This is a genomic window from Epilithonimonas hispanica (assembly GCF_003385395.1).
Lineage (GTDB): Bacteria > Bacteroidota > Bacteroidia > Flavobacteriales > Weeksellaceae > Epilithonimonas > Epilithonimonas hispanica.
The window spans coordinates 35,041-50,070 of record NZ_QNUG01000006.1; the positions used below are offsets into that span (position 1 = coordinate 35,041).

The 15,030-nt window shown below is 33.0% G+C and carries 16 protein-coding genes; 4 read left to right on the forward strand and 12 right to left on the reverse strand.

The window, feature by feature from the left end:
• The first annotated feature begins 121 nt into the window (after positions 1 to 121).
• Positions 122 to 466 carry a phosphomannose isomerase type II C-terminal cupin domain gene (locus tag DRF58_RS03700; RefSeq protein ID WP_116032995.1) on the forward strand — a complete coding sequence of 115 codons (345 nt, stop codon included), beginning with the start codon at positions 122 to 124 and terminating at the stop codon, positions 464 to 466.
• Positions 467 to 497: 31 nt separating this feature from the next.
• Here the strand turns inward: DRF58_RS03700 and DRF58_RS03705 are convergent, their stop codons facing one another.
• The 12 genes from DRF58_RS03705 to pdxA all read right to left on the reverse strand — a co-directional run bounded on the left by DRF58_RS03705 (position 498) and on the right by pdxA (position 12,064).
• On the reverse strand, positions 498 to 1,496 hold the full coding sequence (locus DRF58_RS03705; RefSeq protein ID WP_116032997.1) for a hypothetical protein: 999 nt from the start codon (positions 1,494 to 1,496) through the stop codon (positions 498 to 500).
• Positions 1,496 to 2,737 (reverse strand): glycosyltransferase, encoded by a 1,242-nt coding sequence (locus DRF58_RS03710; RefSeq protein ID WP_116033000.1) that lies wholly within the window; start codon positions 2,735 to 2,737, stop codon positions 1,496 to 1,498. Before DRF58_RS03710 ends, DRF58_RS03705 begins: the two co-directional genes overlap by 1 nt.
• A gap of 12 nt (positions 2,738 to 2,749) precedes the next feature.
• Positions 2,750 to 3,613 carry a glycosyltransferase family 4 protein gene (locus DRF58_RS03715; protein ID WP_157966703.1) on the reverse strand — a complete coding sequence of 288 codons (864 nt, stop codon included), beginning with the start codon at positions 3,611 to 3,613 and terminating at the stop codon, positions 2,750 to 2,752.
• 330 nt (positions 3,614 to 3,943) lie between these two features.
• The gene (locus DRF58_RS03720) at positions 3,944 to 4,909 is read right to left on the reverse strand and encodes a glycosyltransferase family protein (RefSeq protein ID WP_116033004.1); all 966 of its coding nucleotides are present in this window, start codon (positions 4,907 to 4,909) and stop codon (positions 3,944 to 3,946) included.
• A 3-nt stretch (positions 4,910 to 4,912) separates the two neighbouring features.
• Positions 4,913 to 5,683, reverse strand: coding sequence for a glycosyltransferase family 2 protein (locus DRF58_RS03725; RefSeq protein WP_116033212.1), 771 nt, complete (start codon positions 5,681 to 5,683; stop codon positions 4,913 to 4,915).
• Between the two features lies 1 nt (position 5,684).
• Positions 5,685 to 6,713, reverse strand: coding sequence for a glycosyltransferase family 9 protein (locus tag DRF58_RS03730; protein ID WP_116033006.1), 1,029 nt, complete (start codon positions 6,711 to 6,713; stop codon positions 5,685 to 5,687).
• 5 nt (positions 6,714 to 6,718) lie between these two features.
• Positions 6,719 to 7,972, reverse strand: a complete 1,254-nt coding sequence (rocD, locus tag DRF58_RS03735) for an ornithine--oxo-acid transaminase (protein WP_116033009.1) — start codon at positions 7,970 to 7,972, stop codon at positions 6,719 to 6,721.
• A gap of 103 nt (positions 7,973 to 8,075) precedes the next feature.
• The gene (accC, locus tag DRF58_RS03740) at positions 8,076 to 9,434 is read right to left on the reverse strand and encodes an acetyl-CoA carboxylase biotin carboxylase subunit (protein ID WP_116033011.1); all 1,359 of its coding nucleotides are present in this window, start codon (positions 9,432 to 9,434) and stop codon (positions 8,076 to 8,078) included.
• A gap of 81 nt (positions 9,435 to 9,515) precedes the next feature.
• Positions 9,516 to 9,989 carry an acetyl-CoA carboxylase biotin carboxyl carrier protein gene (accB, locus tag DRF58_RS03745; RefSeq protein ID WP_116033014.1) on the reverse strand — a complete coding sequence of 158 codons (474 nt, stop codon included), beginning with the start codon at positions 9,987 to 9,989 and terminating at the stop codon, positions 9,516 to 9,518.
• Between the two features lie 105 nt (positions 9,990 to 10,094).
• On the reverse strand, positions 10,095 to 10,298 hold the full coding sequence (gene rpmF, locus DRF58_RS03750; protein ID WP_116033017.1) for a 50S ribosomal protein L32: 204 nt from the start codon (positions 10,296 to 10,298) through the stop codon (positions 10,095 to 10,097).
• 47 nt (positions 10,299 to 10,345) lie between these two features.
• On the reverse strand, positions 10,346 to 10,873 hold the full coding sequence (locus DRF58_RS03755; RefSeq protein ID WP_116033214.1) for a YceD family protein: 528 nt from the start codon (positions 10,871 to 10,873) through the stop codon (positions 10,346 to 10,348).
• Between the two features lie 105 nt (positions 10,874 to 10,978).
• Positions 10,979 to 12,064 carry a 4-hydroxythreonine-4-phosphate dehydrogenase PdxA gene (gene pdxA, locus DRF58_RS03760; RefSeq protein WP_116033019.1) on the reverse strand — a complete coding sequence of 362 codons (1,086 nt, stop codon included), beginning with the start codon at positions 12,062 to 12,064 and terminating at the stop codon, positions 10,979 to 10,981.
• A 216-nt stretch (positions 12,065 to 12,280) separates the two neighbouring features.
• Between pdxA and DRF58_RS03765 the strand changes: the two genes are divergently transcribed.
• Genes DRF58_RS03765 through DRF58_RS03775 form a run of 3 tightly spaced genes read left to right on the forward strand, consistent with a single transcriptional unit; the run spans position 12,281 to position 15,026 of the window.
• A complete protein-coding gene (locus DRF58_RS03765; protein WP_116033022.1) occupies positions 12,281 to 12,877 on the forward strand; it encodes a riboflavin synthase in 597 nt (198 codons plus the stop codon).
• Positions 12,867 to 14,321, forward strand: a complete 1,455-nt coding sequence (locus DRF58_RS03770) for a sensor histidine kinase (RefSeq protein ID WP_116033024.1) — start codon at positions 12,867 to 12,869, stop codon at positions 14,319 to 14,321. Before DRF58_RS03765 ends, DRF58_RS03770 begins: the two co-directional genes overlap by 11 nt.
• The gene (locus DRF58_RS03775) at positions 14,322 to 15,026 is read left to right on the forward strand and encodes a tRNA1(Val) (adenine(37)-N6)-methyltransferase (RefSeq protein ID WP_116033027.1); all 705 of its coding nucleotides are present in this window, start codon (positions 14,322 to 14,324) and stop codon (positions 15,024 to 15,026) included.
• The last annotated feature ends 4 nt before the right edge of the window (positions 15,027 to 15,030 follow it).

The following is a 15,030-nucleotide window of genomic DNA, read 5'->3' on the forward strand; positions in this document are numbered from 1 at the left end:
TTATAAATAATCTTATGTCTAAAAAAATGTGGTGCAAAATTAATAAATTTTGAACGTTTTGCATTTTGAATTTGGTTAATCTTTTACGAAATAGTATTTTTGACGATTAAAAATATAAGCTATGTTAGAAATAGGAGAAAGACCTTGGGGAAAATATTATGTTTTGGCAGATGAACCAAACTATAAATTAAAAAGAATTGAAGTGAATCCTGGACAGAAATTATCCTATCAGTTTCATTACAAAAGACAAGAACAATGGACAATCATCGAAGGTAATGCGACAATAGTTTTGGATGGTGAGGAAATTCCTTTGGCTTATGGACAAAGCATCTTTATTCCACTAGGTGCTAAACACAGAATCATGAATCTTACGGATAAGCCTGTTGTTTTCATAGAAGTTCAGACTGGAACTTACTTTGGTGAAGATGATATTGTGAGGTTGGAGGATGAGTATGATAGAGAGTAAAAAAAAAATGAGCTGTAACTTCAGCTCATTTTCATTTTAAAATATTGTCTATCCAATTAGTAAAACTATATTTTTTGTAAATGTTGTCGTTATATAATTCATATGGAGATTTCATAAAATCTTCTATTCCAGAGAAATCATTTCCTTGAAAAATAAAAATATTATTAGGGTTGTAGAAATCATAATCTTTGACTAAGGAATTATTAGTAATCAATTTTTTTTTATATCCTAAACTTTCAAATGTTCGAAATGAGAGCCCATTGTGAGCAGGATTATGTAAATCGAGTAAAAAATCTGATTTTTGTATCTCGATAATACTGCTTTTAAAAGAAAGAGGTTCTATTAATAATGAAAAATTGTAATTTTTATTTTTATCAATTTTTTTCTTTCCATAATTATAAATAAAAAAATTAGGAATTAGATGTAGTTGCTTTAATTTTAAAGCAATATCGTTCAGTGTTTTAAAGCGGTCTTTCATGGCAGATCCAACAAAAAAGACAGATTTTTTTTCTATGCTATGTTTTGTTGAGATTAAATCGTCAAAATAAAAATTGGTAGTAAAAATTAAATTTGGATTTTTGTTTGTGTCATTGATATCAAAAACAAAGAATTTATCAAACAGATTGAAATATTTTTTAACAGTTGGGTAACGGTCAATTCCATCCCATTGATAGGCAATCGATTTGCCAGATAATTGATTAACTTTTTTTATAACTTCGATGCTAAATAAATCAGGTCGAGTAAATAAAGCATAGTCTATTTTTTCATTAATTCTCTCTAAAAAATCTAATTGTATAGTCTCTTTTATTTTGTTTCTTGTTGACTGCTTGTGTGTTTTATCATTTAATATGAATTTTTTATAGATATGAATGATAGAGTCTTTTAAGGGAATAGGAACTCTGCTTGTATCATGTTTCAATACAATGACTTTGAATCCCAAGAACTCAAGATTTTCTTGGAATCTTTCTGGAAGACCAACATAATTTGCGATTCCTATAAGTATTGTTTTTCCAGCAAATTGATTATCCATTATTTTTTATTTCTTAGTGTTTTAAAAAAACTATTAATCTGCTTTCTGATTTTGTTATAAATAGTCTTTTCCAAATAATTTATCCTTGCCTTTAATACTTTGATTTCGTTAATGTAAAATATATTTTGAGCTTTTTGTGAAGAAGCTTTATATTCTGATTTCATAGTCATTACAAATTCTAACCGACGCTTCATAAGGTTTCCAATGTTTTCTAAAGAGAAATTTTGAGTGATTTCTATATTCGCATTTTGTTGAATTTTTTTTAAATCGTCAAAATTGTTTTTGATGTATGAAAGCTTTTCTGAAGCATCTTTTGTATTTGGTTTTGCAAGAGTGAGAGTTTCATCAGACCCATAAACAAAATCGGGAATAGTTATTAGATCATATTTTACTAAAAAACTATTGTTGACATTCATAAACTCCAAATTCCCGGAATAGCCGGTTCCAATCACAATCTTACCATAAGCCATTGCTTCTGCCATTGTCAGCCCGAATCCTTCTGATCCGTGCAAAGAGATTAACACATCACATTGCTGAATTAATGAAAATAATTTTTGTTTAGAAAAATGCTCAGAAATAAAAACCACATTAGAATAATTTTTAAAGGTATTGATTAATTGCTGAGTATTTGGGCTTTTCTCTGCATTAAAAGTCTTAACTACTAAGCAGGTTCCAAGGTCTTCTGAGTGTGTATTCAAAAAGGATTCAATAGTTGCTTGTGGATTTTTCCTTGCTGTTGAGCTTAATGAATCAAAAATGGTTAGATAGATTTTGGAATTCTTTGGAATATGATATTCTTCGCGGCTGAATTCTTTGGAATGGTTTTGAATCTCGATTGCGTGCGGAATTTTTATAACCGGATTTTGGGTGTATTTTGTAAAAATATTCACACAAAAATCACTTGGAACCCAAAGTTCATTAAAAGCATTTAGCGCTTCAATTTTCTCTCTATCAACTTCAGGGAATTCCCAAGCCCAATAAACAATGTTATATTTCCCCACAAGATTCAAATCTTTGTTGCTGGCAAAAAAAAGTGTGATCACATTAATGTTAACATGAAAAATATTTATATCACAATCAGGAACATTTTCTGTTAAACGTTGATGGTTCTGTTCTATGGAATAATTAATCTTATTAATAAATAAACCACTTTTTTCTAACGCTAACACATTAAGTCTGGTTGCTTCGGCAATTCCAAAGTTGCCGTCAAAGTAGCCATGATAATTTATTCTGGAAGTCATTTTCGTGCAGAATTATAGGGTTTTTATCTTCTCAGAAACATTTGCCAAAAGAAATGGTTTTAAACTTCCTTCTGCATTTTGGCTTAGAGTTTCCCAGAGTCTTTTATCATTATTCAGTTTTATAATAGCATCTGCGAAATCATTCGCATTATTCTCAATTAAAGCATTTTGATTATTGACCAAATTCATTCCTTCCGCACCTATTTCTGTCGTAACAACAGGAAGGTGAAATTCGAATGCTTGTCCTATTTTGCCCTTTACACCCGCACCATAACGAAGGGGCGCAACCATAATTTTATTTTCTTTAAAATAACTGTCAATATTTTCTACAAATCCGAGGAAATTAAATTTTGGGTACATAGAAATGTCAAGTTTTTCTATCACATTACCAATTATATTGACTTTTATTTCCGGTAGATAATTCCACACTTTCGGCATTACTTCTTTATATAAAAAATCAACTGCATCTATATTAGGTTCATGAACTGAACCAATAAAAATTATATCCTTACTATTTTCAAAACTTTGTCTTTCTTCTATTTTAATTTTAGGATAATGAATGTTAGAAATAACAACAATTTTAGAATCGTCTAAAAATTCACTCATCATCAATTTTTCATTTTCAGAAATTGCAATTATTTTATCCGCTTGTTTGGATTTTTGAGTTTCTATTTCGTAAAATTTTTTGTATTCTTTTTGAAGTTGAACAGATGTTGGTTGGAGTTCTATAGCACGTTTTATCCGAAGAAAATGAATATCAACCATATCATAGATAGTGGTAGAAGTCGGATTTATTTTTTTTGTTTTTGAAAAATATTCATCAAAAGTTTCGGCACCATTATACCAATAAAAATCTACTTTTGGGAGATTCTGCAAAAATTGAAATACACTTTTGTATTTGGGAGATTCTACATATACGATGCAATTATTTTTTTTATAAAATTGTACATAAAGATTATCTTCAAAAATTTTTTCTACGCAGATTATACAATTAAATCCCAGCTTTCTATATTGAAGAATTATTTCCTTAATCCTATTAGATCCGGAATCTTTATCATGGGTTGGAAAGACTTTTGATATAAAAACAATCGTTTTATTATTTACATAGTATTCCTCAATATTAACGATGTCATTGGTTTTTAAAATTTTAAGCTTTTCTCTTTTGTTGAAATAATCTTTTAATTTCCTTTTTATCCCCATATTAAGTTATATTTCAAAAACACTCTCCACCCATTTATCCAAAGTATATTTATCATAAATATCTTTAGGAACTTTTTGATACTTGGTTTCAAAAAAATCTTTTGGAATAGCAATATATTCAGAATTTAACACCAAAATATTATTTGGGTTATAAAAATCATAATACTTTATTTTTTCGTTATCTGTAATGATCTTTTTTTCCAAAGCCATTGCTTCAAAAATCCTGAAACTTAATCCCGACTGATTGTCTCTTACAAGATCCAAAATGACTTTTGCATTGAGATAGTAATTAAGTATCTCAGCATGTTCAACTCTTTTTATCTGGTACTTGACAGAGGATTTGTTATCACCAATCTTCGTAAGCTGCTTAATCCAAGTTTTTTTTCCAACAATGATGAATTGATAAGATTTTTTCAGTTGCTCCAGTTTTTTTGCAATTCTATTCATTGTAGAGATGCGTTTATCAAAAGAAGCTAGATAGCAGACATCAAAATTAGGATGTTGATCTTCATGTCTTACATAATCAAGATAGATGTAATTATTGGCTTCTTTAAAATGACATGACTTGATGTCATCTTTGTCAAAAGAATAGATGTCGTCAAAAACACCTTCCATCAGATTATCAATTGGATGTCTGGCTAAGCTGTCATATAAATAAGCAATATATCTTTTTGTATAGCTTTTGATTTTTAAATGGTATTCTCTATCAATTAGTTCTGGGTTGATAACCAGAATCTGATCTTGAAAGCCTCTCTTTTTCAACTCGCTGATAATGAATTTCTGACGGAGTTCTAACTTGGGATTGATTCCTAAAAATATTTTTGATAAAGTGTTTTTTAGACGAGATAATTTGGTGGGATGCTGATATTTACCAATGTTGATATGGTAAGCGTCTATACCCTTTTTTAATAAGGTATCTACAATATGAGCATCATACTGCCAATGATCGAAACTAATTAAACAAATCTTCATCCTTTATTTATTCTCTCTCTTTAGACTTTCGTAAGTTTCCCAAACACTTAGAGCCTGCAATTTATTTAAAATAAAACCATCTTTACCATCCAAAAACCCTAATCTTAGGACATAACTTTTAAAAAATCTAAAACCTGTTTTCGCATATTGTGTTAGAACATTGTACTTTTTACCTTTTTGAGCCAGTTCTTGACCTTTCAAAATTCCGTAATGAATCATTTTTTTTCTGTAAGATTCATAATCAGTAACCGAATAATGAAGAAGTTTGTTCCTCAATTCACCAATATTTCCATCAACATTTAAGGTTTCATGCACCTTTTTTTCTGCAATATATCTAGCTTTTGACTTTTTGAAAAGTCTGAAATTTTTATCTGTTTGAGTTCCAGAGTAATTAATAGGCTTTCCCGCAAAATAGAATTTTCTATAAAAATAATAGGCATCCTTTTTATCTGCTTTGTTCAGCTCTACGATTATTTCTTCTCTCAGTTCTGGAGTAATTCTCTCATCACCATCCAAAAATAATACCCAATCGTTATTTGCTGCATCCAAAGCAAAATTTCTTTGTTTTGTAAAGTCTTCAAATTGATTTTGAATGATTTTTACGTTGGGGAAAGTTTTGGCTATTTCTAAAGTTTTATCTGTACTGAAAGAGTCTATAATAATGATTTCATCACAAAAATCAAAACTTTTAAGAACTTCTCCAATATTTTTTTCTTCATTATAAGTGATGATAAGACCACTTATTTTTAAAGATAATTTTGTTGTTTCTTTCATTTCAACCATTATTAGCACAGATATTTTTTTCTAAAAAAGTATTAATATGCTTTTCTAAAAACTCTGGTTTGAAGTCTTCATAATTAGACGAGTTAGGTACAAAATCAGATAAATGTAAAAACATATCACGATCAGGTTGAGAGGTCCAACCCCAATCGGAAATACTAACATGCGGTGCAAAAATTGAAAATGTAGGAATACCTAAAGATTTACTAAGGTTTGTTGCGCCTCCTTCGTTCCCTATCAAACATTTGCAAAGACTTGTAACAGCTGCAAATTCTCTTAAGTTTCTAGTGTCAAAATCTACTACAATGGCGTTGCGAGTTTCTGGCAACACCAAATCGTAAACTCGAGAAAAAAGTGCTTGCTGATGAGGTAAATAATTGCATAGAAGCTTTGCTTCCTTCTGAAAGTTAACAATATAATCCAATATTTTTGCAATGTATTCTATTGGGTAAGTTTTCTCTTCTTTGCTTCCAAAAGTGCTAATCATTATAAGATTATCATTTGTAGAAAGCCCATTTTTGGATAAAATATGTTTAGCTGATGATAATTCTTCGTCTAAAATATAAGTCTTTGGGAAAACCTCTTGGAAGGATATGTCCAATGGTTCCAATAATTGTAGACGATGCTCAATACTCAAAGTTGTATTTTTAGATGTGGTTTCTTTTTTTCTTTTAACCGGAGCATTATAAAAAACCTGAGTATATTTTTTAAAAAAACCAATTCTTTTTTTCGCGTTAGAAAAAAATGTGATAATACCCGAATTTACTTTTGAAGAAGAATCTAATATAATATCGTACTTGTTTCTGCGGATCTTCCAAGTCATCAATATCATTTTACGAATGTTTTCTTCATTCCATAAAATGATGTTTTTTACCAACGGATTTCCAAAAAGAATCTGTTGATGTTTGTTGTCCACAAGAAAATCAATTTCGGAATCAGGATATTTTTTTTTCAGTTGATGAAGAATTGTTGAAGATACCAAAACATCACCCATATGTTTCCTTTGAATAACGAGGATTTTCATATCAATTATTGATCACCGAATTCCAAAACGGTTTTTTCGATAATTTTTACACAATCCAGAAGTTGTTCTTCAGTAATGACCAAAGGCGGTGCTAATCTAATAATGTTACCATGAGTTGGTTTTGCAAGAAGCCCATTTTCTTTCAGTTTTAGACAAAGATTCCATGCGGTTTTGCTGTCTGGTGTATCATTAATTATGATTGCATTTAGCAAACCCTTTCCTCTAACTTTTGTAATCAAATTTGTTTTTTCGATTAATTTTTCAATTTCAGAACGGAAAAGTTGTCCCAATTCTTCAGCTCTTTCGGAAAGTTTTTCTTGCTCAACAACATCAAGTGCTGCAACCGCAACAGCGCAAGCAATTGGGTTACCTCCAAAAGTAGAACCGTGTTGTCCAGGTTTGATAACATTCATTATTTCATCATTCGCTAAAACTGCAGAAACAGGATACATCCCACCAGAAAGGGCTTTTCCAAGAATCAAAATATCTGGCTGAACATTCTCATGATGGCAGGCAATCAGTTTTCCGGTTCTTGCAATTCCGGTTTGAACTTCATCAGCAATGAAAAGAACGTTGTACCTTTTACATAAGTCTGAAGCGCCTTTCAAAAATCCTTCGTCCGGAACATAAACTCCGGCTTCTCCTTGGATTGGTTCTGCCAAAAATGCAGCAATATTTTTAGAGTCTTGTTTAAAAACTTCTTCTAAAGCATTCAAGTCATTATAAGGAATTTTAATAAATCCAGGAGTGAAAGGTCCATAATTTTTGTTAGCGTCAGGATCATTTGAAAAAGACACGATTGTGGTTGTTCTTCCGTGGAAATTATTTTCGCAGACAACTATTTTTGCTGCATTTTCATAAATTCCTTTCACTTCATAACTCCATTTTCTGGCTAATTTTACAGCCGTTTCCACAGCTTCGGCACCAGAATTCATTGGAAGAACTTTGTCAAAGCCAAAAAGAGTTGTAATCTTTTTCTCGTATTCACCCAAATTAGAATTGTAAAATGCTCTTGAAGTTAAAGCTAATTTCTTAGCTTGATTCACCAATGCGTCTACAATTTTGGGGTGCGAATGACCTTGGTTGACAGCCGAATAAGCGGAAAGGAAGTCGTAATACTTTTTACCTTCTACGTCCCAAACAAAGACACCTTCACCTTTTTCCAAAACTACGGGAAGCGGATGGTAATTGTGCGCGCCATATTGGTTTTCTAGATCAATAAAATATTGAGAGTTTTTTTCCTGAACTGCTGTTGACATATCTTTTATTTTTGGTAAAAATAATGAATTTGAATTCAATAATAACTACAAAAAATGCCTAACTTTTTCAGTTAGGCATTTTTATCTATAAGTAGAATAATATTTAGATATGATTATCAAAATTCTTATCCATTACAAAATCCTCCATAAACTTGGTGGTATAATTTCCGGCAAGGAAATCTTCGTTTTCCAAAAGCTGTCTGTGGAAAGGGATCGTAGTTTTTACACCTTCAATATAAAATTCTTCCAAAGCACGTTTCATTTTTGCAATCGCTTCATCTCTTGTCTGAGCCGTCACGATTAATTTTGCAATCATAGAATCATAATTGGAAGGAATTGTATATCCAGAATAAACGTGAGTATCAACTCTTACACCATGTCCACCAGGAATATTAAGTTCTTTAATTTTTCCAGGAGATGGACGGAAATCAGCATAAGGATCCTCAGCATTGATTCTACACTCAATAGCGTGCATTTTTGGATAATAATTTTTTCCACTGATTGGCGTTCCAGAAGCTAATAGAATCTGCTCACGAATCAAGTCATAATCTACAACTTGCTCGGTGATTGGATGCTCTACTTGGATTCTGGTATTCATTTCCATAAAGTAGAAATTTCTGTGTTTATCTACCAAGAATTCTATCGTTCCAACACCTTCGTATCCAATAAATTCAGCGGCTTTTACAGCAGCAGCTCCCATCTTTTCACGCAGTTCATCTGTCATAAAAGGGGATGGCGTTTCTTCAATCAACTTTTGATTTCTTCTTTGGATAGAACAATCTCTTTCAGAAAGGTGACAAGCTTTTCCAAATTGATCTCCAGCAACCTGAATCTCAATATGTCTTGGCTCTTCAATTAGTTTTTCCATATACATCCCACCGTTTCCAAAAGCTGCAACAGCTTCTTGAATTGCAGAATCCCAATGTTCTTTTAGATCTTCTTCTTTCCAAACTGCTCTCATTCCTTTTCCACCACCACCAGCAGTAGCCTTGATCATAACAGGATAACCAACCAATTTTGCAATAGCTTTTGCATCTTCGTAAGAATCAATCAAGCCGTCTGAACCGGGAACGCAAGGGATTCCTGCTTCTTTCATAGTAGCTTTAGCGGTAGCTTTGTCTCCCATTTTTTCGATTTGCTCAGGAGTTGCACCAATGAATTTGATTCCATTTTTCGCACAGATTCTAGAGAAATTTGCATTCTCTGAAAGAAATCCGTAACCTGGGTGGATTGCGTCTGCGTTGGTAATTTCCGCTGCCGCAATAATATTAGGGATTTTAAGATAAGAGTCTTTGCTCATTGCAGGGCCAATACAAACCGCTTCGTCCGCAAAACGAACGTGAAGACTGTCCTTATCCGCTGTGGAATAAACTGCAACGGTTTTTATGCCCATTTCTTTTGCCGTTCGCAAGATTCGCATTGCGATCTCGCCACGGTTTGCGATCAATATTTTTTTGAACATCTTATTATAATTTGAAATTTGAAATTTGAAATTTGAAATTGATTTTATTATCAATTATCAATCATTATTAATCAATTATAATTAAGAAGGATCTACTAAAAATAGTGGTTGATCGTATTCTACAGGAGAAGAATCTTCTACCAAGATTTTCACGATTTTTCCACTTACTTCAGATTCAATCTGGTTGAAAAGTTTCATTGCTTCGATTACACAAACTACTTTTCCTTCTGTTACAGAATCGCCTACGTTGGCGAAAGCCTCTTTGTCTGGAGATGGTTTTCTGTAGAATGTCCCAATCATTGGAGATTTGATTGTGATATATTTACTATCGTCAGCAGAACTTGTTGCTTCTGTATTTGCAACTGGGCTAGCAGTATTTGCAACAGGAGCAGAAACTGGTGCTTGATATGCAACCTGAGGAGTTACATAGCTTACAGGCTCGCCTCCTAGTGGAGTTTTGATATAGATTTCGAAGTCTTTATTTTTATATTTTACCTCGGAAACTCCTGCTTTTGCTACAAATCTTACAAGATTCTGAATGTCTTTTATATCCATAAAATTTTTAAATTGTTTTGAACGCCAAATATAATAAAAAACCACTCAAATTGATAAAATCCGAGTGGTTTTTTATGCTAAGTATAAGATTATCAAAGATAATTCTTAGTTTTCTTCTGTTGTTTCTACAGTTTTCTCTACTACAACTTTTCCTCTGTAGTATAGTTTTCCTTCGTGCCAGTGCGCTCTGTGGTATAAGTGCATTTCACCAGACGTTGCGTCTTTTGCCAATTGAGGAACTACTGCTTTGTAGTGAGTTCTTCTTTTATCTCTTCTTGTAGACGACTGTCTTCTTTTAGGATGTGCCATTGTTAGTACTTTTTAAAAATTCTTGCGAATTATATTGTTGTTATTTCTTAATTGTTGTCTTTTAATTTCTTCAAAGCTTCCCATCTTGGGTCTATGCTTTCTTCTTCCTCTTCAATTTCTTTCGGACTGTATTGGTCAAGGATTTTTTGATATTCATCATTGTCTCTTACAGATGGTGCTAATTTTTTCATCGGAATCGATAAAACTACAGTTTCATATATAAGGTTAGCAAGGTTGAAGTCACTGTCTTTTTTGTCGATGGTAATGACATCTTCATTACTATCGTCATATTCTTCACCAAATTTTACAAGAATTTTTAAATCATTCTCAATGTTTTCAGAAAATTCACCGTTGCTGATATCGCAAATCAATTGAACCGTTCCTGAAACATTAATATGAAATTCCAAAAACGTTGTATGCTTGTCCAAAAGAACATCTGCAACTATTTTTGGATTGAAAAATTCCTGCTCAGTCTCAAATAAATCAAAGAACTCTTGTTCGATTTCAAATTCGAAATCGTGTTTTCCCGGTTTTAAGCCTATAAAGGCAACGTCATAGTTTCTAATTCTGTCCATAAAAACGGTTTGCAAAAATAATTTATTTTTTTTAAATAACAAAATATTTTTTGGAAATACTTGAACTACAAAAAATTACTTCCCAAAAACTAATTTTTTGTCTAGTTATTTTTCTTTCGGGAGGTCTTCGTCTATCCCGTTATTTGCGTGTGCTGGCTTCGGACGGAGGCGATTGCTCATCAGGTCGTGATATTCTTCTCTGTTTTTGAAAATTTTAATTGCTGTGAAAATGGCTTCCGAAAAAGAAGTTTCATCTGCTAAATTTTTTCCTGCAATGTCATAAGCAACACCGTGGTCAGGAGAAGTTCTTACAAAAGGAAGTCCGGCTGAATAATTCACGCCTTCTTCATAAGCGATTGTTTTGAAAGGCGCTAATCCTTGGTCGTGATACATTGCCAAAACCGCATCAAAAGCTTTGTATTTCCCCGGTTGGAAAAAGCTATCAGCAGGATAAGGCCCAAATGCTAAAGTTCCATTATTGAAAAGTTCTTTTATCGCAGGTTCTATAATCTCGATTTCTTCTTTGCCGATTACACCACCATCGCCAGCGTGAGGGTTAAGTCCAAGAACCGCAATTTTTGGTTTTTCTACGCAGAAATCTTCTTTTAGTGTTGAGACTAATTGCTTGATTTGTTTTTTTAATTTTTCTTTATTGATGTTGTTGGCAATCTCAGAAACCGGAATATGGTGTGTGGAAACAGCGACTTTCAAATCTTCAGTTACCATAAACATTACCGCTTTTTTGCCCGCTTTTTCTTCGAAATATCCTGTGTGTCCTGCGTGAGCGAAACCGTATTTCATCATTTCGTCCTTATTAATAGGAGCGGTTACGATAACATCAATCTCGTTGTTGAGAAGCGCTTGTGTTGCAGATTCCAAAGAATCAATCGCCATTTTTGTGGATTCTTCTGTTGGAACACCGAATTCTACATTACTGTTCTCTTTGGTAAGATTTACCATATTGATTTTTCCACCTTGAGCTTCTTTTGCCGAATTGATGTAATTGAAGTTCGTTTGCAGTTTGAAAACGTTTTTCTGATAAGTAAACAGTTTTCCTGAACCAAATATAACCGGCGTGAAAAAATCTGTGATGCTTTTGTCTTTCAGAGACTTTAGGATGATTTCTGGGCCGATTCCGTTGAAATCGCCGATGGAAATTCCTACTCTGATTTTATGGTGTTTGGAGCTCATTTGCTTATCTTTGACGTTTAAAATGAATTTTACAAAATTACGTTTTTTTAGGATAGGTTTTTGTAGGAAAGCGCTTCAATTTTATAACTAAAGTTGTATTGATGACAAAAACCCTAGCCCCGATTGTGGTGGAAATCCTTTTTCTTTTCTTTGAAAAGGAAAAGATTGCAACGGAAAGCGGGATTAAGCTCCTGAAAAAATATTAAATCAAAAAAAATGTTTACAGGAATAATAGAAGCGACCGGAAAAGTTGAGAAAATTACAAGAAATGAAAGTAATATTGATTTTGTCTTAAGTTGTACTTTCACACACGAATTGAAAATCGACCAAAGCCTTGCCCACAACGGATGTTGCCTGACGGTTGTGGAAATAAATAATGATACTTATAAGGTAACTGCCATCAATGAAACGCTGGAAAAAACCAATCTTGGGTTCTGGAATGTTGGAACGGAAGTAAACTTGGAACGTTGTTTGAAATTCGAAGGTAGATTGGATGGACACGTTGTTCAAGGGCACGTAGATAAAACCGGAACTGTGGAAAGTATCGAAGACCAAAACGGAAGTTATTTTATTACAATTAATTACGAAGAGTCTGCAGAATATACGACGGTTCCACAAGGTTCGATTACTTTGAATGGAACAAGTTTAACGGTTGCAGAAAGTGGAAAAAATCGGTTTTCTGTGGCAATAATTCCCTACACTTGGGAGTTTACGAATATGAAGCATCTGAAAAAAGGTGATGTCGTGAATCTGGAATTCGATATCATCGGCAAGTATGTTGCGAAACTTTTGAAAAAACAAAATGTCATTTAGTGATTATAAAGGTTACCGGTTAAGAAACAGGGTTTTTGTTGGGTTTTTGGCGATTTGCTTCCTTAGTATTTTGACTTCGGCGGCTTTATCGTTTGTGATTTTGCGTGATAATGCCAAGATGGTAAGCAGAACCGATATGCAGAACAAATCCGAAGCGCTGATGTCTTCTTTGGATTATGCACTCAGTCATTCTATGGTTGAGACCAAAGATATTCCTGCGGTTCTGGAAAACGAAATTTACGAGATTGCAGATATCAACAAACACGACATCATCATCTATGACCTGAACGGAAATTATCTCCTTTCTAACAAAGAACCGAATCTTGTTGCTCAAAAAAAAATGCCTGCCGATGTCATAAAGGCAATCAAGAAAAACGGAAAACAATACGACGACAAGTCTTATGATGAGAAGCTTGAGGCGACGATTGTTTCTTCTTATATGGTTCTGAAAAACAATATGCTGGAAAATATCGCTTATGTTTATTTTCCGTATTATCACAACGAGAGCGCTTATATGTCTGTTTTCAAGCATTATTTTGCTTACATCATCGGGATTAATCTTTTGATTGTTTTGTTCAGTATTTGGTTAAGTTGGATTATTTCGAATAATTTGACGGATGCGATTACACGTTTTACATCAATGATTAGCAGAATCAATTTGTTTGATAAAAATCTTCAACCAATTAAATATTACAAGAATGATGAGCTGAATGCATTAGTGAAAGCTTATAATAAAATGATCTCGGAAATTGCAGACCAGCGGGAAAGGCTAAGTTATACAGAAAAACAGTCTGCCTGGCAAGAAATGGCAAAACAAGTAGCGCACGAAGTGAAAAATCCGCTCACGCCAATGAAGCTGATGATGCAGAATTTTGAAAGGAAATTTGACCCTAATGACCCGAATATCACTACTAAAGTTAAAAATCTAAGTGAAGTTGTGATTGGTCAGATTGATGTCATCAGTAGAGTTGCAAGTGCTTTCTCTGAATTTGCGCAATTACCTCAAAAGAATGACGAAGAAATTTCTCTGAACAAAGAAGTGAAAAATGTGCTGACGATTTTCAGTGATGAAAATATCTTTATCCACGCCAATCACGATAACATCAAGATGAAGATTGACAAAGATTATCTGGCAAGAATCATTACAAATCTTGTAACCAATGCAAGTCAAGCGAAAGCGGATGATAGAAAATCTGTCATTAATGTTGATTTAGAAAAAATTGAAAAGCGAATCAGAATTACTGTTCAGGATAATGGAGTAGGAATCTCTGATGATAAAATCAATAAAATCTTTGACCCGAATTTCACTTCAAAAAATAGTGGAATGGGAATTGGATTAACAATGGTAAAACGGATGGTGGAAGATTATAACGGAACAATCACTGTTGTTTCCGAAATTGATAAGGGTGCGACTTTCACAATCTCAATGCCTTCTAATCTGTAGATGAAACCTTTCCGATTTCAACAATTTGATATTAATCAAAGTTCCGATGTTTTCCGAGTAGGGACAGATGCGGTTTTGCTAGGCGCTTTATCGAATGTCATTAATGCAAAACAAATTCTGGAAGTTGGAACAGGAACCGGAATTATCGCTTTGATGCTGGCTCAACGCAATTCTGAGGCTAATATTTTAGGAATTGATATTAATCCTGAAGCAGTGCAAATTTCTCAAGATAATTTTTATAATTCTCCTTTTTCTGATAGAATCAAAAGTCAACTCCAAGATTTTAAAAATCTTGAAACTGATGAGAAGTTTGATTTAATTATTTCAAATCCACCTTATTTTGAAATTAATAGCTCTGAGAAAGATATTCTAGCGAGACAAAGATTGGAATTAGATTTCTCTGATTTGATTCAAAAAGCTTCACAATTACTTTCTGATGCAGGTTTGTTTTCTGTTATTATTCCAATTGATTCCGAGAAGGAATTTACTCGGATTTGTCTTAGTGATAATTTATTTCTCCAAAGGAAAATCATCATCAAAGGAATCCAAAACGCTGAACCGAAAAGAGTAGTTTTAGAATATTCTTTAAAAGAATCAGAAACAACAATAGAGAATTTTGTCATAGAAAAATCGCCAAGAGTGTATTCCGATGAATATCTTGAGCTGACAAAAGATTTCCATTTATTCAACAAAAAACCTCTCTGAATTT

Bases quoted from the DNA above. Each gene is read 5' to 3' on its own strand.
- DRF58_RS03700 (WP_116032995.1), top strand. From the start codon at position 122: ATGTTAGAAATAGGAGAAAGACCTTGGGGAAAATATTATGTTTTGGCA.
- DRF58_RS03705 (WP_116032997.1), bottom strand. From the start codon at position 1,496: ATGGATAATCAATTTGCTGGAAAAACAATACTTATAGGAATCGCAAAT.
- DRF58_RS03710 (WP_116033000.1), bottom strand. From the start codon at position 2,737: ATGACTTCCAGAATAAATTATCATGGCTACTTTGACGGCAACTTTGGA.
- DRF58_RS03720 (WP_116033004.1), bottom strand. From the start codon at position 4,909: ATGAAGATTTGTTTAATTAGTTTCGATCATTGGCAGTATGATGCTCAT.
- DRF58_RS03725 (WP_116033212.1), bottom strand. From the start codon at position 5,683: ATGAAAGAAACAACAAAATTATCTTTAAAAATAAGTGGTCTTATCATC.
- DRF58_RS03730 (WP_116033006.1), bottom strand. From the start codon at position 6,713: ATGAAAATCCTCGTTATTCAAAGGAAACATATGGGTGATGTTTTGGTA.
- rocD (WP_116033009.1), bottom strand. From the start codon at position 7,972: ATGTCAACAGCAGTTCAGGAAAAAAACTCTCAATATTTTATTGATCTA.
- accC (WP_116033011.1), bottom strand. From the start codon at position 9,434: ATGTTCAAAAAAATATTGATCGCAAACCGTGGCGAGATCGCAATGCGA.
- accB (WP_116033014.1), bottom strand. From the start codon at position 9,989: ATGGATATAAAAGACATTCAGAATCTTGTAAGATTTGTAGCAAAAGCA.
- rpmF (WP_116033017.1), bottom strand. From the start codon at position 10,298: ATGGCACATCCTAAAAGAAGACAGTCGTCTACAAGAAGAGATAAAAGA.
- DRF58_RS03755 (WP_116033214.1), bottom strand. From the start codon at position 10,873: ATGGACAGAATTAGAAACTATGACGTTGCCTTTATAGGCTTAAAACCG.
- pdxA (WP_116033019.1), bottom strand. From the start codon at position 12,064: ATGAGCTCCAAACACCATAAAATCAGAGTAGGAATTTCCATCGGCGAT.
- DRF58_RS03765 (WP_116033022.1), top strand. From the start codon at position 12,281: ATGTTTACAGGAATAATAGAAGCGACCGGAAAAGTTGAGAAAATTACA.
- DRF58_RS03770 (WP_116033024.1), top strand. From the start codon at position 12,867: ATGTCATTTAGTGATTATAAAGGTTACCGGTTAAGAAACAGGGTTTTT.
- DRF58_RS03775 (WP_116033027.1), top strand. From the start codon at position 14,322: ATGAAACCTTTCCGATTTCAACAATTTGATATTAATCAAAGTTCCGAT.